This window comes from Serinicoccus shuyuelongi (genome assembly GCF_045032955.1).
Lineage (GTDB): Bacteria > Actinomycetota > Actinomycetes > Actinomycetales > Dermatophilaceae > Ornithinicoccus.
The window spans coordinates 418,976-439,862 of record NZ_JBJFZU010000002.1; the positions used below are offsets into that span (position 1 = coordinate 418,976).

The window sequence follows — 20,887 nt, forward strand, 5'->3', positions numbered from 1 at the left end:
GGCCACGGATAGGCTGCGCGGTGTGAGCAGCATCGACGCCGACCCGACCGCCTCCCCCCTGCTCGTCGCCCTCGACGTCGACGGCACGATCGTGCACCACGACGGGCACCTGGCCGAGCCGGTGCGGGAGGTGGTGCAGGCGCTCGAGGCGCTGCCGCACGTCACCGTCGTCATCGCGACCGGCCGCTCGGTGCTCTCGACGCTGCCGGTGATGGAGCAGCTCGGGCTCAACACCGAGGGCCGGCCGACGGTGTGCTCCAACGGTGCGGTGACGGTGGCGGCCACCCCGGGGCAGGGGCAGGGCTTCGAGCTCGTCGACGTGGTCACCTTCGACCCGGCCCCGGCGGTGGCGCTGATCCGGACCCACCTGCCCGGAGCGCTGGTCGCGGTCGAGGAGATCGGGGTGGGCTTCAAGGTCAGCACCCCGTTCCCCGCGGGGGAGCTGTGGGGGGAGGAGATCGTGGTGCCCGTCGAGGAGCTCACCGCCAAGCCGGTCACCCGGGTCACCTTCCGGGAGCCGACCCTCACCTCCGAGGACTTCGCCGCCCTCATCGAGCGGATCGGCCTGCACGGGGTCTCCTACGCGGTGGGCTACAGCGCCTGGCTGGACCTGGCCCCCGAGGGGGTCAGCAAGGCCTCCGCGCTGGAGCTGGTGCGGCGCACCCTGGGCGTGCAGCCGCACCGGACGGTCGCCGTAGGTGACCAGCGCAACGACCTGGAGATGCTGCACTGGGCCGCCGTCGGGTATGCCATGGGCCAGGCGCCACCGGAGGTGCTCCGGGCCGCGGACCGCACCACCGGGACGGTCGAGGAGGACGGCCTGGCCGAGGCGTTGCGCGAGGTGCTCGACACGATGGTGTGACCGGGGTGCGCCAGACTGTGGGCGTGCCCGACCAGATCACCTCCCCGGCCAACCCGCGCATCAAGGCGATCGCGGGGCTGCGTCGGCGACGGGCCCGCGAGCAGGAGCGGCGCACCGTCGTCGAGGGCCGCGAGGAGCTCGCCCTGGCCCTGGACTCCGGGGTCGTCCCCGAGCTGCTGCTGCTCTGCCCAGAGCTGATGGGCGCCGATGCCGACCAGCTGGTCGCCGTGCTCCAGGGGCAGGCGCGGGAGCGGGCGAGCGAGGTGGTGCTGGCCTCGCGCGGGGCCTTCGAGAAGGCGGCCTACCGGGAGGGGCCGGACGGGGTGCTGGCCGTGGTCCCGACGCTGGACCGGCGCTGCGCGGACGTGCTGCCGACCCTGCCGGAGGGCGCCCTGGTGCTGCTCTGCGAGGGGGTGGAGAAGCCCGGCAACCTCGGCGCCATGCTGCGCACGGCCGACGCCGCCGGGGTGCACGCGGTGCTGGCCGCGGACCCGGTCACCGACTGGGGGAACCCCAACACCGTGCGTGCCTCCAAGGGCACGGTCTTCTCGGTGCCGGTGGCCGACGACAGCACGAGCACCACCCTGGACGCACTGGCGGCCCGCGGCATACCCGTGGTGGCGGCGACCCCCGACACCGCCACGACGCACACCGAGGTGGACTACCGGGGACCGGTCGCGATCGCCGTGGGCACCGAGAAGACCGGGCTCACGGACGAGGTGCTGGAGCGCGCCGAGCACCGGGTGCGCATCCCGATGGTCGGGCGTGCGAACTCCCTCAACGTGTCCACCTCGGCCGCGATCATCGTCTACGAGGCGGTGCGCCAGCGCGGCGGAGGTCAGTGACCGGCCAGAAACGTGGGTGTGCCACGATGAGCGCCATGCGGATCGACCATGTGAGTTATGCAGCAGGACCGGACGGACTGCAGGCCACCGCAGCGCGGCTGGCCGACCAGCTGGAGATCACCCCCCACGACGGCGGGGTGCACCCGCGCTTCGGGACCCGCAACGTCATCCTCCCGCTGGCCGACGACCGGTTCGTCGAGGTGGTGGAGGTGCTCGACCACCCCGCCTCCGACAAGGCGCCCTTCGGTCAGGCGGTCCGGGCCCGGTCCTCCCGCGGGGGCGGGTGGATGGCCTGGGTGGTGGCCGTCGACGACCTGAGCGTGGTCGAGGAGCGGCTCGGCCGACCCTCCGTGGAGGGCAACCGGCACACCCCCGAGGGGGTGCAGCTGCAGTGGCGCCAGATCGGCGTGAAGGACATCATCGACCAGGGCAACCTGCCGTTCTTCCTGCGCTGGGAGTCCCCGATGGAGCAGCACCCGTCGCGCCTCGCGGAGACCGGCACCCGGCTGACCGGCCTGACCATCGGCGGCGACTTCCCGAAGGTGCGGGAGTGGCTGGGGATCACCGACGCGCCCCGTGGCTCGTTCGAGAGCTCGATCGAGTTCGGCTTCATCGAGGACGACGACGAGGCCTGCCTGCGCGAGGTCTCCTTCGAGACGTCCAAGGGCGTCGTCACCCTCTGACCGACCCCCCACCCGACCGGGCGTCGCCCGTGGTTGCCCTCAATCCGACCGGGCGTCGCCTGTGTCTGCTCAGTCGGCCCGGTATGCCCGTAGCCGCAGGCTGTTCAGCACCACCAGCACCGACGAGGCCGCCATCGCACCGCCCGCGATCAGCGGCGTGAGCAGCCCGAAGGCCGCCAGCGGGATCGCCAGCGTGTTGTAGCTGAACGCCCACACCAGGTTCTCCTGGATGATCCGCAGGGTCTTGCGGGACAGCCCGATCGCGTCGGCGACGGCCTCCACGTCCGAGCGCATGAGCACGATGTCCGCGGACTCCGCGGCCACGTCGGTGCCGGTGCCCATCGCCATACCCAGGTCGGCCTGTGCCAGGGCGGCCGCGTCGTTGACGCCGTCACCGACCATCGCGACGACCTTGCCCTGCATCTGCAGGTCACGGACGTGCGCGTACTTGTCCTGCGGGAGCACCCCGGCACGGACCCGGTCGCCGTGGATGCCGACCTGCTCGGCGACGGCCGCGGCGACCCGGGGGTTGTCCCCGGTCAGCAGGTGCGGGGTCAGACCGAGCTCGACGAGCCGCGCGACGGCCCGACGGCTGGACTCGCGGGGGGTGTCGGCGACGGTGATCGCCGCCTGCGCGGCGCCACCCCAGCCGACGAGCACGGTGGTCCCGGTGCTCGCGTCCATGGCCTCGTGCAGCTCCTCGGGGACGTCCTCGAAGAGGTTCGGCCGACCGACGGTGACCTCGGTGCCGTTGACCAGGGCACGGACGCCCTCGCCGGGCAGGTTGGTGAAGGCCGTGGTCCGGGCCAGCTCCACCCCGCGCTCCCGGGCGCCGGCCACGATCGCGTCACCCACCGGGTGCTCGCTGTTCGACTCGACGCTGGCCGCCGCCTTGAGCGCGGCGTGCGGGGGCAGCGACCCGGCGGTGACGACATCGGTGAGCACCGGGCGACCGGTGGTCAGGGTGCCGGTCTTGTCGAGCACGACGGTGTCGACGCGGCGGGTGGACTCCAGCACCTGCGGTCCCCGGATGAGGATGCCGAGCTGGGCGCCGCGGCCGGTGCCGGTGAGCAGCGCGGTCGGGGTCGCCAGACCCAGGGCGCACGGGCAGGCGATGATGAGCACCGCCACCGCCGGCGCCAACGCCTCGGTGAAGGTATGCCCGGTCACCAGCCACGCCAGGATGGTCACCGCGGCGATCACCAGCACGGTCGGCACGAAGACCGCGGAGACCCGGTCGGCCAGCCGCTGCACGGGGGCCTTGCCGGTCTGGGCCTGCTCGACGAGCTCGGTGATCCGGGCCAGGGTGGTCTCGCTGCCGACCCGGGTGGCCTGCACCACGAGGCGGCCGTGGCCGTTGAGGGTGGCCCCGGTGACCTGGTCGCGGGGTCTGACCTCGACCGGCACCGACTCGCCGGTGACCATCGAGGCGTCGATGGTGGACCGGCCGGTGAGCACGACACCGTCGGTGGCGACCTTCTCGCCCGGGCGGACGATGAAGCGGGTGCCGACCTCGAGGTCGCTGACCGGGAGGCGGTGCTCGGTCCAGGCGCCGCTGGCGCTCTCGTGCCGCAGCACCGCGACGTCCTTGGCGCCGAGCTGCATCAGGGACGAGAGCGCGGAGCGGCCCTCGTTCTTGGCGCGGGCCTCGATGAAGCGGCCGATGAGCAGGAAGGCGGTCACCACGGCGGCGGTCTCGAAGTAGAGGTCGTGGGTGAAGCCGGTGAGCAGCGCCACCACCGACCAGCCGAAGGCGGCGGTGATGCCGACCGAGACCAGGGTGTCCATCGTCGACGCGCCGTGCCGGGCGTTCACCGCGGCGGCCCGGTGGAAGGGCCAGGCGGCCCAGAAGTAGACGGGCGCGGTGAGCACCAGCTGGAGCCAGTGCCCGGCCATCCCCAGGGCGTCCCGGACCGGCGGCACCATGTGGATCAGCACCACCAGCAGGGCGAGCACGCTGGCCACGGTCATCCGGCGGCGCAGCGAGTCGTCGGCGACCACGTCGTGCGTCATCTCCGGTCCGCCGCTGTGCCGGTCGCCCAGCTCGGTCGCGCCGTAGCCGGTCTTCTCCACGGTGGCGACGATGTCGCTCACGGACAGGGCGGAGGGGAAGCTGACGCTGGCCTTCTCGGTGGCGAGGTTGACGCTGGCGCTGACCCCGTCCAGCTTGTTGAGCTTGCGCTCGATCCTGGCCGAGCACGACGCGCAGGTCATCCCGCTGATGGCCAGGTCGACGTGCTGGTCGGTGGTGCCGGTGCTCATCGGCGCTCCTTGCGTGCGAGTGGTCGGGAAGATCAGAGGGTGGCCGAGTAGCCGGCCTCCTCGACGGCGGCGCGCACGGCGTCCGGGTCGAGGGGCTGGGTGGAGTCGATGGCGACCTCGGTGTCGCCACCCTTCACCAGGTTGTCGATCCGGACCTGGCCGACGCCGTCCAGCGCGGTCAGCTCCTCGGTGACGGCCGAGGTGCAGTGGCCGCAGGTCATTCCGCTGACGGTGATGGTGGTGGTCTGCATGTGGGGGTTCTCCTCTGGGTCGGGGCGGGTATGCCGGTGGCTCAGCTGCGCACGAGGCGGGCGATGGCCTGGGAGGCCTCGCGGACCTTGACGTCCTTGGCCTCCTCGGACTCGCCGGCGGCCTCGACCACGCAGTGGCTGATGTGGTCCTCGAGCAGGCCCAGGCTGACCGCCTGAAGGGCCTTGGTGGCGGCGCTGACCTGGGTCAGCACGTCGATGCAGTAGGTGTCGTCCTCGACCATCCGGGCGATGCCGCGCACCTGGCCCTCGACACGCCGCAGGCGCTTGAGATAGTCGTCCTTGGATCCGGAGTATCCGTTCACAGCCATGCCAACAGCATACCCCCCAAGGGTATTCCGACCGACCAGGCCCCGGGGTCCGCGGCGGGTGGGCCTCAGGCCAGGACGGTGGCCAGCTCGGTCCATCCGGTCGCCCGCACGTAGGGCCCGGCGGCCCGGGTGAGTTCGCTGCCGTCGGTGACGAGGACGTCCGCCTGCAGCGTGGCAACCGCGACGTACTCGGCGAGGTGGGTGTCGGGAAGGCCGAGCTCGGTCGCGATGCGCCAGGCCACCCGGCGAGAGACCCGGTCGGCGAGGAGGCGCATCGTGAGGGAGGCGCTTCGGTCGAGCAGCTCCAGCGCGGCCCTCTCCTCGAGCTCGCCGCTGCGCACCTGCCCGTAGAGCAGGGACAGCAGGTCCGACCGCAGGGAGCCGGGCCCGACCAGCTGGTGCTCGGCGCCCAGGGTGGCGCCGTCCTGGGCGAGCCGCAAGGCCACCGGGGCGTCGATCGCGAAACGCGTCATGTTACTCAGATTAGGCGAGCCAAGGGGAAAAGTAGGATCTGCGGATGGCTCGAGAAGGCGCGTCCTGGCACATCGAAAATCCCATGCCGGGCAAGATCATTGTGTTGTGGCGGTTTGTCTTGGCTGGATGGGTCTTCTTCCTGGTGCTCCGGGTCTGGGCCGTCCAGCGTGACGACAGGCACCGGCGCAGCTTCGGGGTCACGGGGTCAGGAGGTCACGGATCCTGCCGATGAGCTGGTCCTCCAGCATGAAGGTGCCACCGATGAGCCGGACCGCGTGGGGGTCGAGAGAAGTCAGAGCCTGGGCGGTGGGGCCGGGGAGATCGGCATACCGGGATAGCAGGAGCGGTGCGCCCTCCGACGCGGCCAGCGCCGAGACGGACAGGGAGTCGGCGAAGTACTCACCGGAGGCCAGGTACGCCCTCGGTCCTCCGGGCGGGGCGGACCCGGACAGGGCGGCGGCGGTGGCGTAGCGGGTGTTTCCGCTGATACGGGTCACCGGCGCGAACTGGCTGAGTTCGTGCGCCACCTGGTCGGAGACGGATCCGATTCCGCCGACGATCGTGATGCTCGGTGGGTCCATGAGCTCCAGCGCTGCACGGGTCTCCCCGGGAAGGCTTCCTTGCCTGGTCAGCAGCACCGGAGCTCCTTCCGCGCCAGCACGAGCTGAGGCGGTCAGCGCATCCGGCATCATCGGCGGGTGTGGGTACTTGGGGATCGTCGGCTGCCCGGTGGCGATGTAGACCGTCTCGAATCCTGGGGCGAAGGTGGTCGCGAGCAGGGCCGCGGTGCCGTACCTGTTCTTGCCGAACAGCCTGATCGGGACGATGTCAGCAGCCAGGAGCTGCTCGTCAACGATAGGGAGGACGACCGCGGGGCCACCCAGGATGATGACGCTCGTGGGCTGGAGCTCGGCGAGCGCTCTCAGCGTGGGCCCCGGGAGGCCGGTCGCCCGGGTCAGCAGCATGGGTGCCGGGTTGCCCGACGGGTCGGTGATGAGCGGGGGGACCGTCCCGCTGCCGGCGGCGGCCCCCGCGACCACGGCGTCCGCCCCCTGCGCCCAGTTCTCGCCGTTGGCCAGGTAGACGGTGTCCACGCCGTCGGGGAACTGCTCGCTGATGAGCGCTGCGGTCTCGTAGCGGTTGGTGCCGGAGAGCCGGTCGACGTGGACCGGCGTGTCCTCGTCGCCCGCGGCGGAGAGCGCGGTCGGGAACGTCACCACCGTCATGATGGACAGGGCGGACACAACTCTTCGGAGTAGTACGCGCACGCGTCGGCCTTTCCTCGCCCGCTGACTGCGATGTCAGCTCGGGATTCTTCATCCAGGTATGCGGCCGGTCGGCCCACCGAGGAGATTAGCGAATGAGAGGCCGTTCAGTGTCCCCCCGAGAGTCACTGTCTGATATCAATCCGGTCACGGATGGAGTGACTCAGTTTCCGGGATTCACCATTGCGGCCGCCGCGGTGAGATCCGTCTCCGCCCGCGTGGTGAGCGCATACAGCGCATAGCCGATCGGTGAGGCGTCCCAGAGGTGCTGGGCCTGGGCGCCCAGCCCGGGGTGTACGTGCCCACCGGCCTGCGCGTAGGCATCGATGCTCGCCTGCAGCATGTCCTCGCCGGCCGCCCCGTACTGTGCGGCCAGGTCGCGGGCGGGGTCGTCGACCCGGGCGGTGGTCCAGTCCAGGACCCCGGTGATCGTGCCGTCCTCGTCGAGCAGGACGTGTGCGGGGTAGATCTCCCCGTGGGTCATCACCGTCCGCTCGGGCCAGCAGGAGTCGTCGTCGAGCCAGGCCTGCCAGGACTCGGACAGGGCGGTCGCGACGGTGAACTCCTCACGGACGCGCCGGATGTCCGACGCCCAGGAGTCGCGGACCTGCGTCGGCGTGCGCACCTCCACTCCGGCGGTCGCTGCCTGGTCCGCGGTGATGGAGTGCAGACGCGCCAGCAGGCGGCCGAGACGCTCGGCATACCCCGGGTCGGCCGGGTCCATGTGCCAGACGGGTTCCCCGTCCGGGGTCAGCGTCAGCCCGGGTGCGCCGGGCAGGGCGGGGTAGGCGATCAGGTCCGGTGCACGCACCCGCCAGTCCGGGACGGCGACCCGGTCGGACGCCAGGGCCGGGCCGACCAGGTCCAGGACCCGGGCCTCCGCCGCCATGCCCTCGGACACGTCGGTGCGACGAGGGACGCGCAGTACCCAGCGTTCGCCGGTAGCGGCCTCGGCCATCACGACGCGGTAGTCCAGCCCCGCCTCGCTCAGGGTCGCGCCCTCGGCGCGCAGCTCGAGGCCGTGGGCCGCCGCCAGGGTCAGGACGGTGTCGATGGTGCTCATACCGGCACGCTCTCACCAGGCGACGTGCAGCGGCCAGCACTTTTCGCCCAGCGCTGCTAGTGTCGGTCGATCCTTATCGATGTCGATAACGTCCGGCGGAAGGGACGCACTCACATGCCACTGGAGAACACCTCGACGTCCCCCGGGCGGATCGCGACGACGGGGGCAGGTATCACTCTCGCCGGCGCCCGGGCCCTGAACGTCCTGCAGGGAATGGCGCTCGCGTGGGGCTTCTTTCTCGGCGTCGTCATCCTGACAGGGCTCGGCCACGCCTCTCCGTCCACCTTGGCCGGGATCGACGCGGTGCGCTCCGACCCGTCCGTCGCCGACGCCGTCCGCCTTGCAGATCTCCCTCTCGGTGCCCGCCTCGCCGCCTGGATCGGTACGGTCGCCATCTTCCTCGCATGGTCCGCGGTGCTGGGGGCAGCGGCGCGGGTGTCGCGACAGGTGTCCGCCGGCGAGCCGTTCGTGCCCGGGGTCGCGGCCGCTCTCCGTGTCGCGGCGTGGGCGTGTGGAGCGGCTGCGGTGCTGGTGCCGGGCATGTGGGTCGCGACGGCGGCCCAGGTGAACCGGTGGGCCAGTGCGGCGCCGAGCCCCTGGGGTGAGGTCGGCGTGCATACCTCCGGTGTCCCCTTCGACACGGTCGCGGGACTGCTGGTCGGCGCCGTGGTCGCGGCGGTCCTGGCGTCGGCGTTCGGTCACGGGTCGCGCCTGCGTCAGGAGACGGATGGGCTCGTCTGAGGGTCATCGGATCGAGTGCCGCCTCGGCGAGCTCCTGGCGGCCCGTGCGATGACCATGACTGAGCTCTCCAGGGTCACCGGGATCACCATGGCCAACCTGTCCATCCTCAAGACCGGCAAGGCGAAGGCGGTGCGGTTCAGTACTCTCACCCTCGTCTGCGAGGCGCTGGGATGTCGCCCCGGGGACCTCCTCGACCTGGAGCAGTGACCTCCACTGAGCGTTCCGAGGTGGTTGACGTCCCCTGGGTATGTCAAGCACACTTGACAGATGAGTACCAGAATGGTGTGGGCGGTCGCAATCACCTGCATGCTCGTCGGCGTGAGCTTCAGTGTTGTCCTCGGAGTGAGCGAGGGGACCGCGCGGATAGCCGGCGAGGTGTCGAGCGCGTTGCTGGTGATCGCGCCGTTGGGGCTGGCGGTAAACATCACCGCGCGTCGTCGCCGCGCGAACCGTCACGAGGACTCGCCCGACAGCGTCGAGTTCCAGGCGGCGGTGTCCGCTCGCAGCGCCGCGTTCGGCGACGCGTTGCTGCTGTCCGCCCTGGTGATGCTCGCGCTCACCGTCGCGCCCGGCGCGCTGCCGATGCTCTGGGCGGTGCTGCTGCTGGCGGCGATCGTTACCGCGTTCTGGCTCCGGTATGCCGTCGCACTCAGGCGGATGCGTGGCTGAGACCGTCAACACCGTGCGCCAGCTGCGGGCGGAGCACGGCTGGAGCCAGGGCCAGCTCGCGCAGGAGCTGGGGGTCTCCCGACAGACCGTGAACGCCATCGAGACCGGCAAGTTCGACCCGAGCCTGCCGCTCGCCCTGCGTATCGCCCAGCTCTTCGACCGGCAGGTCGAGCAGGTCTTCGACCTCAAGGCGTGATGCGGGCTGCGGTGGGGAATGGACGACCGATGGGACACTGGCCGTCATGAGCAGCGCAGCAGCAGGGACCGGCGGTGTCGTCGCGCAGGTGGGCGGGCTGTCGCGGTCCGACCTCGTCGCCGCCCTCCGGGAACACGGCGTCCAGCTCAACGAGCACGCCGAGACGCTGCTCGAGCTCCCGGCCTTCGACGAGGTGGTGCCCGCGACGCTTCGGATCGTCGACCGCAGCGTGGAGGACCTCGGCCTGTCGGCGGGCGGGTCCCTGGAGCAGGTCTTCTCGGCGGCCAGGACCCAGGGCCTCGAGCTCTGCCCCGTGACGGCGGGGCCGTACCTGAGGCTGGCGCTGACGGAGCAGTCGAACGCTCCCGACTCCGTCCTGTCCGCGGGCCGCGCACCGGCTGGGGCACTGCACGTCGCGGCGGAGCCGCTCAGCGAGAACGACGAATATCCGAAGGGCTTCTACCTCCGCGTCGTCGACGGCGTGGTGTGGTTGCGCGGTTATCGCTGCGACGACACATACGTCTATCCCTCGGATCAGCGATTCGCGTTCGTGCTGCCGGAACGCTCCTGACGATCGCGCCCTGCGCCGCGAATGCTGCGGGTGAATGACACCATGCTTCTGTACACCGCAGTCGGGTATGAACCGACAGTGGCGGTTTCCGTGTGGCGGGAGGAATGAACGGTGCGTTCTGGGCACGTCTATGCAGTCGTCACCGTGCTGGCCTTGGTCTGGTTCGCGCTGGACTCGTGGTCGGGGTCGAAGGCCGTCGCTGCCGGACTCTTCCTTGGCGGTGCCTTGGCCCTCGCCCTGAGCGCGGTGCCCCGCCCGGGGCGCTTCGGCTGGGGAGCACCGTTGCTGGTGTTCAGCACCGTGGCCCTGGCGACCCATGCGACGTCCGCGCGGTTGTCCGAGCTGGAGCTGGCGGGCTCGACATTGGCAGGCTCGGGAACTGACCTGATCGTGCTCCTGCTCCTTCCCCTGTGGCTCGTGGCCTTCGTCGCCACCACGGTGGCGGTGTTCGACCGGCGCTGAGGGGGTCGTCCGAGCCGGGCGTCCGGGCGCGTGGTTCAGTCCTGAGCCGAGTTGCACCAACCTGTGGGTGGGTTGCCTGAGCCGTCTTCCGAAAGGCCGGCCGTTCGTGCCACCCCCTCGTACCGCACATCGTCACGTCGACAGGCGGAGCAGTCCCGCCGGTGACGGCCGCAGCCCGCAGCGATCCTCGTAGAAAGTCCTCAGCGGAGATTCGTAGTCGGCGTGCAGCCACTGGCAGCCGCGTCTTGCGGATTCGTCGGCGGCCGTGCGGACCAGGCGCTGCCCGATTCCCCGGCCCTGCGACACGGGGTCCACACACAGGTCCAGCAGGACAGCATGTGCACCTCCGTCACCGATGACGTTCACGAAGCCGACCAGATTCCCGTGCCGCCGGGCCGTGACCCAGAACAAGCTGTGGTCGCGCATCCTCCTCGACCACGGAACCGCGATGGTCTCGTGTCCGAACGCCGCGGCATGCAGAGTATCGATCTCCTCGTCCGCGACCTCTGTCCGCAGCCCGTACTCGATGTCGTCCATGATCGAATGACACCACGCGACTCGGTATGCCCCGCCTCGAGCATCGCTCCACCTGGCCGCACATCCCGAACAGGAGCACCACCGTGAACGTCATGGACTGGACCACCGGATCGTGGACGACCGAACCCGCCCACGTCGCGTTGGCGGACGACGGCATACACGTCACCGCGAGGGAGGGAAGCGACGCATGGCGCACGACGTCCTACGGGTTCGTCCATGACACCGAGCACGCCCTCCTCGCCCCGTTCGAGCAGGGCACGGCGGTGGAGGTGCAGTTCCGTCTCGACTTCACCCATCAGTTCGACCAGGCCGGCGTCTTCGTCCGTGTCGACGCCGCCACCTGGACCAAGGCCGGTGTCGAGCTCAGCGACGGCACGGAGAGTCTCGGCGCCGTCGTCACGCGGGACGTCTCCGACTGGTCGCTGGCTCCGGTGCCCGACTGGGCCGGACGCCTCGTCACCATCCGTGCCAGCCGGAGCGGCGACGCGCTGACGGTGCGTGCGCGGGCCGACGACGAAGCGTGGCGACTGGTCCGGGTCGCACCGCTCGACGCCGGCGCCACCGTTCAGGCGGGCCCGTTCTGCTGCGCACCTTCCCGGCCCGGCCTCACGGTGCACTTCACCTCGTGGCGCGTCGGAGACGCCGACAGCGCACTGCACACCGACTCCTGACGCGCAGGCGACCCGGGTGCCAGGCTGAGCCCATGGTCACCGCGGATCACGCCTACGCCCGCCTGTTCCAGCGTCACGCCCACCCGCTCAGCGCATGGTCAAGGCTCCTGAGCGCACCGCTGCTGCTGGTGCCCCTGTGGACCAGACGCTGGTGGTGGTACCTGCCCATCGGGGCCTGGTTCATGGTCAACCCGGTGATGACGCCACCGGCCCGCGACATGTCATCGTTCGCGACCCGGGCCATCCTCGGTGAGAAGTCCTGGACGCAAGACCCCCTGTCCGAGCCGACGGTCCTGGCCCTGAGCGCAGCAGCCAGTGCGTCGCTGGCGGGCGCCATGGTCGCCGCCCATCAGCACCGCAAGGGCGGGGCGCTCACCGCTACCGCGGTCTTCACGGCGCTCACGCTCTGGGAGTGGAAGCTGTGGGCAGACCGGTTCACGCGCGAAGCGCAGGGGAGAGCCACCTGACGATCATCCCTTCGGGGTCAGCGACTCTCCTCGGCCCGCGCGTCCGATGAGCTGTCGGGGACCAGGGCCATGGCCTGGTCGAAGGCCGCTGAGGCGTGGGCCGTATCGACGAGCGTCCGGGGTCCGTCCCGGTCGACGTCCCAGGGGATCCAGCCGTCCCGCTGGACGTCGTGCCAGGTCGGGACCCGGTGGTCGGGTATGTCGGGGGTCCGGTTCTCGACCCGGCGACGGTGCTCCTCCTCGTCGGTCAGGGTCGTCTCGATGACCACGAGAAGGGCGTCCGCCCTGTCAGCGGTGGGAGCCCATCCGGAGCGGGCCTCGGGCACCGGGTTGACGGCATCCACGACGACGTCGGAGCCGAGCATCAGATTGGAGGCGGCGAGCTCGTGCACCACGACGTAGCCCTCGACCGTCACGTCGTCACGGACCCGCGACAGCGCAGTCTCGACGGCATCGACCCGCAGGTAGCAGGCGCCCGTCGCGGCGGCGACGGCTTTCGCCAGCGTGGTCTTGCCCGTCCCCGGCCGACCGGCCAGGACCATCAGCCACGGACGATGCGGTGACGGGAGCGGTCGCGCGTCCTCGGGCATCGCTCCATCCAACCAGGGCAGCCGCCGACGAGCACGGGCATACGACCTCAGCCCGTGCGCGGGGTCGGGCGGTACACGAACTCGTGGCTGCGCCCATCGAAGGTCCGGCTCTCGAGCAGCTCCAGGTCCACGTCGCCCAGTCCGGCGAAGATCGGGCTCGTGCCCGTCCGACCGGTGATGACCGGGAAGACCGTCACCTGCAGGCGGTCGACGAGGCCGGCGGCCATCAGCGCCCAGTTCAACGTCAGGCTGGCCTGGGAACGCAGCGGCACCGGCGACTTCTCCTTGAGAGAGGCGACGATGCTCACCGCGTCCCCGGACACGATCGTCGCGTCCGGCCAGCCCAGAGTGTCCCCGAGGGTGGACGACACCACCGTCGCCGGATGGTTCATCATGGCGACCGTCCACGGGTCGATGGCCTCGTGATCCACACCGAGGCCCAGGATCTGCACGTTCTCCCGGAACGTGGTGGCGCCGAACACCATCCGCTGGTCGACGGCGAACTGCTGGGCGCGGTGCTCCAGGAGCTCAGGCCCCTGCTTGCTCCAGTAGCCGCCCCAGTCCGCGCCCGGGACGAAGGAGCCGTAGCCGTCGAGGGTGGAGAAGACGTCCCAGGTGTAGAGGGCGCTCACAGGGGCTTCGCCAGGACGCGGGATTCCGTGTTCACGCCAGGACAGACCGGCAGTCACGGAAGAACTCATCGGTCAGGACACCGGTCCTCCGCCTCCGACGATCACACGCGTCTGGTCAGAGACGCCGGGCGATCACGACCCACTCCCGACCCGGGCGGTCCGGCGCGTCCCGTGCCTCGACCAACTCGAACCCTGCCGCCGCCAGCGTCTGCGTGATCGCGTCCAACGACCGGAAGACCAGGGTCGACTCGGCGGTCACGATGCTGCCGTCCGGCAGCCGGTTATCGGACCGGAAGCTGACGAAGGGCAGGTCCACGTCGACGACCTCGAAGGAGTCCCTCACCTCGCCCACGCCGGCGATCTGCCGGGTCGACTCACCCCACTGCGCCCAGTCCTCCCAGGCGCGACGCTCCGGGATGCGGGTCTCGAAGACGAGGTGCCCGCCGGGAGTGAGGCAGGTGTGCACGGCACGCAGGGTGGCCAGCCAGTCGCTGTCGGTGAGGAAGACCTGCGCGACGTTGCCGGTCATCACCGCCAGGTCGACACGATCGTCCTCGGCGGCCACCGGCACGTCGAGGGCCGTGCCGTGCACCCAGCGCACCGTGTCGGCGCCGGGCTTGTCCCGGGCCACCTCCAGCATCGCGCCCGCAGGGTCGACCCCGGTCACGGCATACCCGTCCCCGGCGAGGCGCACCGCCAAGACCCCTGTCCCGCAGCCGATGTCGAGGACGGAGCGCGCTCCCAGCTCACCGGCGACGGATACGTACAGGTCCAGGTCCTCGCGAGACCCTTCGACCTCGTCATAGGACGAGGCGATGAACGGGTGGTCGAACTCGTTGACGCGCATGGCGGCGACCCTAGGCACGTCATCGGCCGTCACCAACCGGTTTTCCTGCTTCCCGCCGGGCCGGTCGGAGGCTGCCCGGGCTCGGATCCGACCTCGGCGATGGCAGGCTGGCCTGGTGAGGGACGTCGTCGTGGACCTGGGGCCGGTGCAGCTGGGGCAGTTCCTGGAGGCCGACGTCGACGACGTCCACGCCTTCGCCTCCGACCCCGAGGTATGCCGGCACACCACCTGGGGGCCGAACACGATGGACGACACCCGGCGGTTCCTGCATGACGCACTCGTGCCGCAGCAGGGTGCGTGGCTGCTGGCCGTCCTGCGGGAGGGCCAGGTGATCGGCACCGCGTCGGTGTGGACGACGAGCGTGCCCGACCGTTGCGGCGAGATGGGGTATGCCCTGGGCCGGCCGTTCTGGGGGCGCGGCTACGCGACGCTGGTGGCCCGGGGGCTGCTGCGCCTCGGTGTCGACCACCTGCGCCTGGAGCGCATCTCCGCCACCTGCAGCCCCGACAACGTCGGCTCCGTCCGGGTCCTGGAGAAGGCGGGGCTGCGTCGCGAGGGCCTGCTGCGGGGGCATCAGCTGGTCCGCGGCGCTCGCCGTGACTCACTCGTGTTCGGTGTGCTCGCGACGGACTGAGCGGGCCGTCGCAGGTGCGGCATGCCTACCCCGGTGGACGATGCGGTCGCCCGGGGTACTGCGCCTGGACGTCCCCGTCGACCAGGCGCCAGTGGAAGTCGTTCATCCGGGCCGCAGCGGGGGCGTACCGGGCAAGGATGCTCGCCGTCGCCGGTGACAGGCCCGCCGGGATGTGGCCCTCCGCGCAGCGACGGACGTAGGCGTTGCGCTCGGTGGGGCCGCCGGTGGTCGGGCTCGGGATCCCGCAGGCGGTGGTGACCAGCCAGTTGACCAGCCGCATCGCCGCGTAGTCGGCGTCGTGGTCGAGGTGGCGCTTCACGAAGTCACACTCGGCCTCGGACAGGGCGAACCGGGGCGAGGTGGCCAGGCCGAAGTCGACGAGGTAGATCCGGTCGTCGTCGGCTCGCAGGTTGGCGAAGTGGCCGTCCAGGTGCAGCAGCTGCCGGTGGCGGAGGGCGTCCACCACCGCGAAGAGCTGCTGCTCCACCCTTTCGATGCCCTCCTCGGTGGTGTCCAGCCGGTCGAGCAGGGGGTCGGGGACGTGCTCGAGGAAGAGCACGAGGCTGCTGGTCGCCCTGGCCATCTCCTCCAGGCGGTTCCGCACCGACACGTCACCTCTGAGATGGGCGACGACCGCATCGATGTCCTGGTGCTCCGGCGCGACGGGTGATCGCCCCGGGAGCACCCGCCAGTGGTGCAGCATCGCGAACGACTCCGACTCTCCCTCCAGCACTGCCTCGGTGACCATCTGGTTCGCGGCCAGCTCGCGCCATGCGCTGACACCGGGAACGGCGACGCGGTGCAGGCCGTACCGGCAGAACAGCGGCAGGTCGAACAGGTCGGCGGTGCTGAGCGGGTGGGCGAGCTCTCGCTCGGTGATCGGGATGCGCTTCGCGAACACCGGCATACCGTCGACGTCCAGCACCGAGGCGCCGCCCCCGACCCCGACGCCGGCACCGACGCCGCGAGTGGCTGCCGCGTCCACGAGCGCAGCCAGCTGCTCGTCGTCCCGCGCCGCGAGGGAGGCGGACACCACGTCGTGCCGGACCCTTCGGCTGCTGAGCATCTGACCATTCTTCCCTCGAACCGCCGCCGATCCTTTAGCACACCGTGCTAGTACAGTGTGTTAACGTTCCGACACACTGTACTGCTCGATAAGCGAAGGAGGGGATCGTGCATACCCGCACCTCACCCCGGTCGACCCCCGTCACCGAACGCGCGCTCGCGCCCGACCTGGCGCGGGGGATGATGCTGCTGCTCATCGCGATCGCGCACGTCCCCTACTTCCTCTACACGGCCCCCGCCGGACGCGTCGGCGTGCACCCGACGGAGGGGAACGTCGCCGACAAGATCGCGCAGGCCTTCACCCTCGTCGTCGTCGACGCTCGCGTCTACACGATGTTCGGCTTCCTGTTCGCCTACGGCATCGGTCAGATGTATGCCCGTCAGGTCGCCAAGGGTGCCGACCCCGGTGCCGTGCGGCGCCTGCTGCGGCGACGCCACCTGTGGATGATCGCCTTCGGGGCGGTCCACGCCGCACTCCTGTGGCAGGGCGACATCATCGGCGTCTACGGGCTGATCGGCCTGCTGATGGTCCCGCTCTTCTTCACCCGGTCCGACCGCACCCTCACGGTGTGGACCGCGGTCCTGCTCTCGCTGGCCGCCGCCTCCTCGGTGCTGACAGTGGCGCTCTCCAGCCTCGTGCCGGACCAGGACGCCGTGGTCCCGGCCGACCAGCAGCGCCTCAGCATCGCGGAGCCGGACTACCTGGCCTCCTTGGCGGAACGGATGCCCGTGTGGATCACGGGTCTCGTGGGCGGACTCTTCGGCCTCGCCCTTCCGGCGGCCTTCCTGATGGGGCTGCTCGCGGCGCGCCACCGCATCCTGGACGAACCGGGCCGGCACCTGGTCCTGCTGCGCCGCTTGGCGATCTGGGGCATCGGCGTCGGTTGGGCCAGTGGCGCGGTGCTGGCGGTGCGCCACGTCGGGGTCAGCGACATCGGCTCGGAGTCCGCGTTGACGTCGCTGCACTTCTTCGCGGGGACGTTCACCGGGGTGGGGTATGCCGCCGCGTTCGGGCTCCTCGCTCATCGCCTCTCGGGCCGGTCGCTGACCGCGTCGAGCCCCGTGCGGTGGGTCTCGGCGCTCGGACGACGCTCCCTGAGCGGCTACCTCGCCCAGTCCCTGGTCTGGGGACCGGTGCTGGCCGCGTGGGGTCTTGGCCTGGGCGCGCAGCTCTCGAGCTGGTCGGTCCTGCTGGTCGCTGTGGCCGTCTGGGCTGGGACCGTCGTCGTCGCGGCGGTGATGGAGCGGCGCGGGCTGCGGGGGCCGGCCGAGGTGGCGCTGCGCAGACTGACCTACCGCGCGGAGCGTTGAGCAGTAGCCTCGGGCGGATGAACCGAGATGCCTGGGACCAGGAGGCAGCGACCTTCGACGACGAGCCCGACCACGGCCTGGCGTCGCCCGAGGTCCGGTCGGCCTGGCGAGACCTGCTGCTGTCCGTCCTGCCGACGGCGCCCGCCCGGGTGGCTGATCTCGGGTGCGGCACCGGCACGCTCGCCCGGCTCCTGGTGGACGAGGGGTATGCCGTCGACGGCGTGGACTTCTCGCCCGAGATGGTCGCGCGTGCCCGGACCAAGGTGCCGGAAGCACGGTTCGTCACCGCGGACGCGGTGACGCCTCCGCTGGACGCCGGCCAGTACTACGCGGTGCTGTGCCGTCACGTGCTGTGGGCGATGGAGGATCCTGCGGCCGCGCTCGCCCGCTGGTTCGACCTGCTGAAACCCGGCGGGGCGGCGGTGCTGGTCGAAGGACGCTGGTCCACCGACGTCGGCCTGACGGCGGCGCAGACCGAGCAACTCCTGCTCACGGTATCCACGGAGGTGCAGGTCATCCCCCTGAGCCGGCCCGACTACTGGGGCAAGGACATCACCGACGAGCGCTACCTGGCGAAGGCATACCGCGTCTGAGCGCGCCCACCCGCCGCAGTGGCAGGATGAAGCAGCAGCCCGACGAGCGGCAGGGGAGCCGACCATGACGACGCCAGCCGACCACGACGCCTACATCGCCGCGGCGCCGGAGTCCTTCCAGCCCGCGTTGACCCGCCTGCGCGCGACCCTGGCGGGCGCACTGCCGGAGGCGGAGGAGATCGTGGCCTACGGCATGCCGGGGTTCAGGATCGGCGGCTCCGTCGTCGCCAGCTACGCGGCGTTCAGCAAGCAGTGCGGGCTGTACCTCCTACCGGCTGCCCTCTCCGAGCACGCGGACGAGATTGCTGCGGCCGGCCTGAAGGCGACGAAGACCGGCATCACCTTCTCGGAGCGCACACCCATCCCGGACGACCTCGTCGAACGGCTGGCGTGGACGGCGCGCAGGGGCATCGGGGCCTGACGCCGTGCGGAGACTGATCTTCGGCATGAACGTGAGCCTGGACGGCTACATCGCCGCGCCGGGGGGTGACCTCGGCTGGAGCGTGCCCAGCGACGAGCTGTTCCAGTGGTGGTCGGACCGGGTGAGTGCGACTGACCTGGCGTTGTACGGCCGGAAGCTGTGGGACACGATGAGCTCCCACTGGCCCACGGCCGACCAGCAGCCTGGTGCCACACCGGCGCAGATCGAGTACGCCCGGCGGTGGCGGGCCATGCCGAAGGTGGTGTTCTCCTCGACGGCCATCGCGGTCGACGGGAACACCCGCCTGGTCACCGGCGACGCGGTCACCGAGATCGCCCGGCTGAAGGCCGGCGACGGCGGCCCCATGGACATCGGCGGCGCCACGCTCGCCGCGGCTGCCATGCGGGCAGGACTGATCGACGAGTACGTCCTGGCCACCGCGCCGGTCCTGGTGGGTGGCGGCACACCGTTCTTCACGGTCCTGGACAGCTGGGTGGACCTGAGCCTGGTGGAGACCAGGACCTTCTCCGGCGGCATCGTCCTGACGAGGTACGAGACCCGGCGCTGAGCGCTCGTCCGGGAACGGCGCGAACGGCCCAGCAGGCATACCGGGTAAGCGGGACGCCTCTGGGTGGCGAACGACAGTCCCGTCATGGCTCCGCCAGGGTGTCCCGAGCCACGCATGGCTTCTGTCGACTCGCCGTTGTTAAGGTCCGAGCGATGACCACCTGCGCACGACGGTCCAGAACCCTCGGATCGGCTGTCACCGCCACGCTCCTGATGTTGGGAAGTGCAGGCTGTGCGTCTCCCGGGGACACGGACGTCTCTACGCGCGAAGCAGACGTGCCCACCAGCGACGCTGCACCGGAGCCGTCCACGGCGGCACAGCCGTCTGGTACCTCCGACAGTGTTACCGAGCAGGATGGTGGCCCCAGTGCCGAGACGACCTCCGGGGCCCCGGGTGAGCTTGTGACGGACGCCGCGGCTTTCGCGGACCTGGAGGCCTCCTTCGATGCCCGCCTGGGTGTTGTCGCCGTGGACACCGGATCAGGACGCAGGGTGGAGCACCGCGCTGACGAACGGTTCGCCTACGCCTCGACCGTCAAGGCGCTGCTGGCCGGTGCGGTGCTGGCCAGCACGACGGACGACGAGCTCGACGAGGTCATCCGCTTCACCTCGTCCGATCTCGTGACGTACTCGCCGATCACCGAGGACCGTGTGGGAGACGGCATGACTCGTCGGGAGCTCGCCGACGCAGCCGTCCGGTTCAGCGACAACACCGCTGCCAACCTGCTGCTGGAGGACCTCGGTGGGCCCCCGGCCCTGGCCGACGCCCTTGAAGCGGTGGGTGACGACGTGACCCTCCCGGTCCGGACCGAGACCGCCCTCAACGAAGCGGTGCCTGGGGATGATCGGGACACCAGCACGCCACGGGCCCTGGCTGCCAGCCTGCAGGCCTTCGCCGTCGACGACACCCTCGACGCAGCGGACCGGCAGATGCTCAACGGCTGGCTGCAGGGCAGCACGACCGGTGACGAGCTCATCCGCGCCGGCGTGCCGGAGGGTTGGTCGGTCGGGGACAAGACCGGCAGCGGCGGGTACGGCACACGCAACGACATCGCCGTCATCACCCCTCCCGGTCGCCCCCCCATCGTTCTCGCGGTCCTCAGCGACAAGGGCCACGAGGACGCCGACTCAGACGCGACGCTCATCGCCGAGGCCACCCGGGTGGCCTTGGACGTCTTGGGGTCATGAACCACGAAGGGGATCCGCCCTGCGTCGACGGGGTGGCTGCCGTGAGGCCGCCTCACGCCTTCGTCGGCGGCACCGACGCCGCCGCGCCCCCGCTGATCCTCCTGCACGGTTCGGACGGCAACGAGACGGACCTTCTGCCGCTTGCCGGCGACCTCATGCCGGGGGCGACCAGGATGGGTCTGCGCGGCACGGTGGTGATGGACGGGGGGTATGGCTTCTTCCGCAGGTTCGCCGACCGGCGGATCGATGAGGATGACCTCCGGAGCCGCCTGCCGGCGCTCGCGGCGCAGATCCACCAGACATGCGCTGCGCACCACCTCGCGCAGCGGCCGTTGGCGGTCGGCTTCTCCAACGGGGCGATCATGGCTGCGGCGCTGGCGATGACGCACCCCGACCTGCTGCGGGCGGCGGTCCTGCTGAGGCCCCTGATGCCGTTCGTCGACCACACCGGGTCAGGGCTCGCGGGTCTTCCGGTGCTGATCCTCGACGGTCTCCATGACGAGCGCAGGTCCCCGGGTGACGGCCGCCACCTGGCGCATCAACTGCGCCGGTCCGGTGCGCAGGTGACCCATCACGAACTTCCCACCGGGCACGCCATCACCGCCGAGGATGGCCGCATCGCTCGCCGCTGGCTGGAGGCCCTCTCGGCGTCGGGACCCGCGAACATCCCGTGACCGGCGGCCGACGCGT

At 70.9% G+C, this 20,887-nt stretch carries 29 protein-coding genes; 18 read left to right on the forward strand and 11 right to left on the reverse strand.

All coding sequences use genetic code 11. The features are described from left to right. Positions 1-22: 22 nt before the first annotated feature. Genes ACI3EY_RS02145 through ACI3EY_RS02155 form a run of 3 tightly spaced genes read left to right on the forward strand, consistent with a single transcriptional unit; the run spans position 23 to position 2,390 of the window. Positions 23-862: an HAD family hydrolase gene (locus tag ACI3EY_RS02145; protein ID WP_405039242.1), complete on the forward strand. Its 840-nt coding sequence runs from the start codon at positions 23-25 to the stop codon at positions 860-862. Positions 863-885: 23 nt separating this feature from the next. Then, positions 886-1,707, forward strand: coding sequence for a TrmH family RNA methyltransferase (locus ACI3EY_RS02150; RefSeq protein ID WP_405039243.1), 822 nt, complete (start codon positions 886-888; stop codon positions 1,705-1,707). A gap of 26 nt (positions 1,708-1,733) precedes the next feature. Beyond that, positions 1,734-2,390, forward strand: a complete 657-nt coding sequence (locus tag ACI3EY_RS02155) for a VOC family protein (protein ID WP_405039244.1) — start codon at positions 1,734-1,736, stop codon at positions 2,388-2,390. Between the two features lie 69 nt (positions 2,391-2,459). Here the strand turns inward: ACI3EY_RS02155 and ACI3EY_RS02160 are convergent, their stop codons facing one another. From ACI3EY_RS02160 to ACI3EY_RS02185, 6 genes are all read right to left on the reverse strand, one after another. Further along, positions 2,460-4,652, reverse strand: a complete 2,193-nt coding sequence (locus tag ACI3EY_RS02160; protein WP_405039245.1) for a heavy metal translocating P-type ATPase — start codon at positions 4,650-4,652, stop codon at positions 2,460-2,462. 32 nt (positions 4,653-4,684) lie between these two features. Further along, positions 4,685-4,903 (reverse strand): heavy-metal-associated domain-containing protein, encoded by a 219-nt coding sequence (locus tag ACI3EY_RS02165; RefSeq protein WP_405038643.1) that lies wholly within the window; start codon positions 4,901-4,903, stop codon positions 4,685-4,687. 41 nt (positions 4,904-4,944) lie between these two features. Beyond that, positions 4,945-5,226: a metal-sensitive transcriptional regulator gene (locus tag ACI3EY_RS02170; RefSeq protein ID WP_405038687.1), complete on the reverse strand. Its 282-nt coding sequence runs from the start codon at positions 5,224-5,226 to the stop codon at positions 4,945-4,947. Positions 5,227-5,297: 71 nt separating this feature from the next. Continuing rightward, complete coding sequence (locus tag ACI3EY_RS02175) at positions 5,298-5,705, reverse strand: hypothetical protein (RefSeq protein ID WP_405039246.1); 408 nt, start codon at positions 5,703-5,705, stop codon at positions 5,298-5,300. Positions 5,706-5,903: 198 nt separating this feature from the next. Continuing rightward, positions 5,904-6,923 carry a cell wall-binding repeat-containing protein gene (locus tag ACI3EY_RS02180; protein WP_405039247.1) on the reverse strand — a complete coding sequence of 340 codons (1,020 nt, stop codon included), beginning with the start codon at positions 6,921-6,923 and terminating at the stop codon, positions 5,904-5,906. A 211-nt stretch (positions 6,924-7,134) separates the two neighbouring features. Next, complete coding sequence (locus ACI3EY_RS02185; protein ID WP_405039248.1) at positions 7,135-8,034, reverse strand: macrolide 2'-phosphotransferase; 900 nt, start codon at positions 8,032-8,034, stop codon at positions 7,135-7,137. A gap of 114 nt (positions 8,035-8,148) precedes the next feature. Between ACI3EY_RS02185 and ACI3EY_RS02190 the strand changes: the two genes are divergently transcribed. From ACI3EY_RS02190 to ACI3EY_RS02215, 6 genes are all read left to right on the forward strand, one after another. Beyond that, positions 8,149-8,775: a DUF2975 domain-containing protein gene (locus tag ACI3EY_RS02190; protein WP_405039249.1), complete on the forward strand. Its 627-nt coding sequence runs from the start codon at positions 8,149-8,151 to the stop codon at positions 8,773-8,775. Beyond that, positions 8,762-8,983, forward strand: a complete 222-nt coding sequence (locus ACI3EY_RS02195; protein WP_405038649.1) for a helix-turn-helix domain-containing protein — start codon at positions 8,762-8,764, stop codon at positions 8,981-8,983. The genes ACI3EY_RS02190 and ACI3EY_RS02195 overlap by 14 nt, the downstream gene beginning before the upstream one ends. A 60-nt stretch (positions 8,984-9,043) precedes the next feature. Continuing rightward, positions 9,044-9,445 carry a hypothetical protein gene (locus ACI3EY_RS02200; protein ID WP_405039250.1) on the forward strand — a complete coding sequence of 134 codons (402 nt, stop codon included), beginning with the start codon at positions 9,044-9,046 and terminating at the stop codon, positions 9,443-9,445. Beyond that, positions 9,438-9,641, forward strand: a complete 204-nt coding sequence (locus ACI3EY_RS02205) for a helix-turn-helix transcriptional regulator (RefSeq protein WP_405039251.1) — start codon at positions 9,438-9,440, stop codon at positions 9,639-9,641. Before ACI3EY_RS02200 ends, ACI3EY_RS02205 begins: the two co-directional genes overlap by 8 nt. Positions 9,642-9,687: 46 nt before the next feature. After that, entirely contained in the window at positions 9,688-10,212 is a 525-nt protein-coding gene (locus ACI3EY_RS02210) for a hypothetical protein (RefSeq protein ID WP_405039252.1), read from the forward strand. Positions 10,213-10,356: 144 nt separating this feature from the next. After that, the gene (locus ACI3EY_RS02215; RefSeq protein WP_405039253.1) at positions 10,357-10,674 is read left to right on the forward strand and encodes a hypothetical protein; all 318 of its coding nucleotides are present in this window, start codon (positions 10,357-10,359) and stop codon (positions 10,672-10,674) included. 132 nt (positions 10,675-10,806) lie between these two features. On the opposite strand, the gene ACI3EY_RS02220 is transcribed toward ACI3EY_RS02215, so the two are convergent. Beyond that, on the reverse strand, positions 10,807-11,211 hold the full coding sequence (locus ACI3EY_RS02220; protein WP_405039254.1) for a GNAT family N-acetyltransferase: 405 nt from the start codon (positions 11,209-11,211) through the stop codon (positions 10,807-10,809). Between the two features lie 92 nt (positions 11,212-11,303). Here ACI3EY_RS02220 and ACI3EY_RS02225 point away from each other — a divergent pair, with 92 nt between their 5' ends. Further along, positions 11,304-11,882: a DUF1349 domain-containing protein gene (locus ACI3EY_RS02225; RefSeq protein WP_405039255.1), complete on the forward strand. Its 579-nt coding sequence runs from the start codon at positions 11,304-11,306 to the stop codon at positions 11,880-11,882. A 32-nt stretch (positions 11,883-11,914) separates the two neighbouring features. Then, positions 11,915-12,349, forward strand: a complete 435-nt coding sequence (locus ACI3EY_RS02230) for a DUF6653 family protein (protein ID WP_405039256.1) — start codon at positions 11,915-11,917, stop codon at positions 12,347-12,349. A 17-nt stretch (positions 12,350-12,366) separates the two neighbouring features. On the opposite strand, the gene ACI3EY_RS02235 is transcribed toward ACI3EY_RS02230, so the two are convergent. The 3 genes from ACI3EY_RS02235 to ACI3EY_RS02245 form a co-directional block, all read right to left on the reverse strand. Further along, positions 12,367-12,939 carry a P-loop nucleotide/nucleoside kinase family protein gene (locus tag ACI3EY_RS02235; RefSeq protein WP_405039257.1) on the reverse strand — a complete coding sequence of 191 codons (573 nt, stop codon included), beginning with the start codon at positions 12,937-12,939 and terminating at the stop codon, positions 12,367-12,369. A gap of 47 nt (positions 12,940-12,986) precedes the next feature. After that, entirely contained in the window at positions 12,987-13,571 is a 585-nt protein-coding gene (locus ACI3EY_RS02240; protein WP_405039258.1) for a dihydrofolate reductase family protein, read from the reverse strand. A gap of 115 nt (positions 13,572-13,686) precedes the next feature. After that, entirely contained in the window at positions 13,687-14,418 is a 732-nt protein-coding gene (locus ACI3EY_RS02245; protein WP_405039259.1) for a class I SAM-dependent methyltransferase, read from the reverse strand. 115 nt (positions 14,419-14,533) lie between these two features. Here ACI3EY_RS02245 and ACI3EY_RS02250 point away from each other — a divergent pair, with 115 nt between their 5' ends. After that, positions 14,534-15,052, forward strand: coding sequence for a GNAT family N-acetyltransferase (locus tag ACI3EY_RS02250; protein ID WP_405039260.1), 519 nt, complete (start codon positions 14,534-14,536; stop codon positions 15,050-15,052). A gap of 25 nt (positions 15,053-15,077) precedes the next feature. Here the strand turns inward: ACI3EY_RS02250 and ACI3EY_RS02255 are convergent, their stop codons facing one another. Beyond that, a complete protein-coding gene (locus tag ACI3EY_RS02255; RefSeq protein ID WP_405039261.1) occupies positions 15,078-16,118 on the reverse strand; it encodes a BUD32 family EKC/KEOPS complex subunit in 1,041 nt (346 codons plus the stop codon). A gap of 107 nt (positions 16,119-16,225) precedes the next feature. Between ACI3EY_RS02255 and ACI3EY_RS02260 the strand changes: the two genes are divergently transcribed. The 6 genes from ACI3EY_RS02260 (at position 16,226) to ACI3EY_RS02285 (ending at position 20,871) form a co-directional block, all read left to right on the forward strand. Beyond that, positions 16,226-17,428, forward strand: coding sequence for a DUF418 domain-containing protein (locus ACI3EY_RS02260; RefSeq protein WP_405039262.1), 1,203 nt, complete (start codon positions 16,226-16,228; stop codon positions 17,426-17,428). A 17-nt stretch (positions 17,429-17,445) separates the two neighbouring features. Then, positions 17,446-18,021, forward strand: coding sequence for a class I SAM-dependent methyltransferase (locus tag ACI3EY_RS02265; protein ID WP_405039263.1), 576 nt, complete (start codon positions 17,446-17,448; stop codon positions 18,019-18,021). A gap of 64 nt (positions 18,022-18,085) precedes the next feature. Beyond that, positions 18,086-18,442, forward strand: a complete 357-nt coding sequence (locus ACI3EY_RS02270; RefSeq protein WP_405039264.1) for an iron chaperone — start codon at positions 18,086-18,088, stop codon at positions 18,440-18,442. Positions 18,443-18,446: 4 nt separating this feature from the next. Then, positions 18,447-19,010 carry a dihydrofolate reductase family protein gene (locus ACI3EY_RS02275; protein ID WP_405039265.1) on the forward strand — a complete coding sequence of 188 codons (564 nt, stop codon included), beginning with the start codon at positions 18,447-18,449 and terminating at the stop codon, positions 19,008-19,010. Positions 19,011-19,411: 401 nt separating this feature from the next. Next, positions 19,412-20,197, forward strand: coding sequence for a class A beta-lactamase (gene bla, locus ACI3EY_RS02280; protein WP_405039266.1), 786 nt, complete (start codon positions 19,412-19,414; stop codon positions 20,195-20,197). 41 nt (positions 20,198-20,238) lie between these two features. Beyond that, entirely contained in the window at positions 20,239-20,871 is a 633-nt protein-coding gene (locus ACI3EY_RS02285) for an alpha/beta hydrolase (protein WP_405039267.1), read from the forward strand. The last annotated feature ends 16 nt before the right edge of the window (positions 20,872-20,887 follow it).

Bases quoted from the DNA above. Each gene is read 5' to 3' on its own strand.
- ACI3EY_RS02230 (WP_405039256.1), top strand. From the start codon at position 11,915: ATGGTCACCGCGGATCACGCCTACGCCCGCCTGTTCCAGCGTCACGCC.
- ACI3EY_RS02265 (WP_405039263.1), top strand. From the start codon at position 17,446: ATGAACCGAGATGCCTGGGACCAGGAGGCAGCGACCTTCGACGACGAG.
- ACI3EY_RS02270 (WP_405039264.1), top strand. From the start codon at position 18,086: ATGACGACGCCAGCCGACCACGACGCCTACATCGCCGCGGCGCCGGAG.
- ACI3EY_RS02210 (WP_405039252.1), top strand. From the start codon at position 9,688: ATGAGCAGCGCAGCAGCAGGGACCGGCGGTGTCGTCGCGCAGGTGGGC.
- ACI3EY_RS02155 (WP_405039244.1), top strand. From the start codon at position 1,734: ATGAGCGCCATGCGGATCGACCATGTGAGTTATGCAGCAGGACCGGAC.
- ACI3EY_RS02245 (WP_405039259.1), bottom strand. From the start codon at position 14,418: ATGCGCGTCAACGAGTTCGACCACCCGTTCATCGCCTCGTCCTATGAC.
- ACI3EY_RS02200 (WP_405039250.1), top strand. From the start codon at position 9,044: ATGAGTACCAGAATGGTGTGGGCGGTCGCAATCACCTGCATGCTCGTC.
- ACI3EY_RS02175 (WP_405039246.1), bottom strand. From the start codon at position 5,705: ATGACGCGTTTCGCGATCGACGCCCCGGTGGCCTTGCGGCTCGCCCAG.
- ACI3EY_RS02225 (WP_405039255.1), top strand. From the start codon at position 11,304: ATGGACTGGACCACCGGATCGTGGACGACCGAACCCGCCCACGTCGCG.
- ACI3EY_RS02190 (WP_405039249.1), top strand. From the start codon at position 8,149: ATGCCACTGGAGAACACCTCGACGTCCCCCGGGCGGATCGCGACGACG.
- ACI3EY_RS02220 (WP_405039254.1), bottom strand. From the start codon at position 11,211: ATGGACGACATCGAGTACGGGCTGCGGACAGAGGTCGCGGACGAGGAG.
- ACI3EY_RS02235 (WP_405039257.1), bottom strand. From the start codon at position 12,939: ATGCCCGAGGACGCGCGACCGCTCCCGTCACCGCATCGTCCGTGGCTG.
- ACI3EY_RS02185 (WP_405039248.1), bottom strand. From the start codon at position 8,034: ATGAGCACCATCGACACCGTCCTGACCCTGGCGGCGGCCCACGGCCTC.
- ACI3EY_RS02255 (WP_405039261.1), bottom strand. From the start codon at position 16,118: ATGCTCAGCAGCCGAAGGGTCCGGCACGACGTGGTGTCCGCCTCCCTC.
- ACI3EY_RS02195 (WP_405038649.1), top strand. From the start codon at position 8,762: ATGGGCTCGTCTGAGGGTCATCGGATCGAGTGCCGCCTCGGCGAGCTC.
- ACI3EY_RS02160 (WP_405039245.1), bottom strand. From the start codon at position 4,652: ATGAGCACCGGCACCACCGACCAGCACGTCGACCTGGCCATCAGCGGG.
- ACI3EY_RS02165 (WP_405038643.1), bottom strand. From the start codon at position 4,903: ATGCAGACCACCACCATCACCGTCAGCGGAATGACCTGCGGCCACTGC.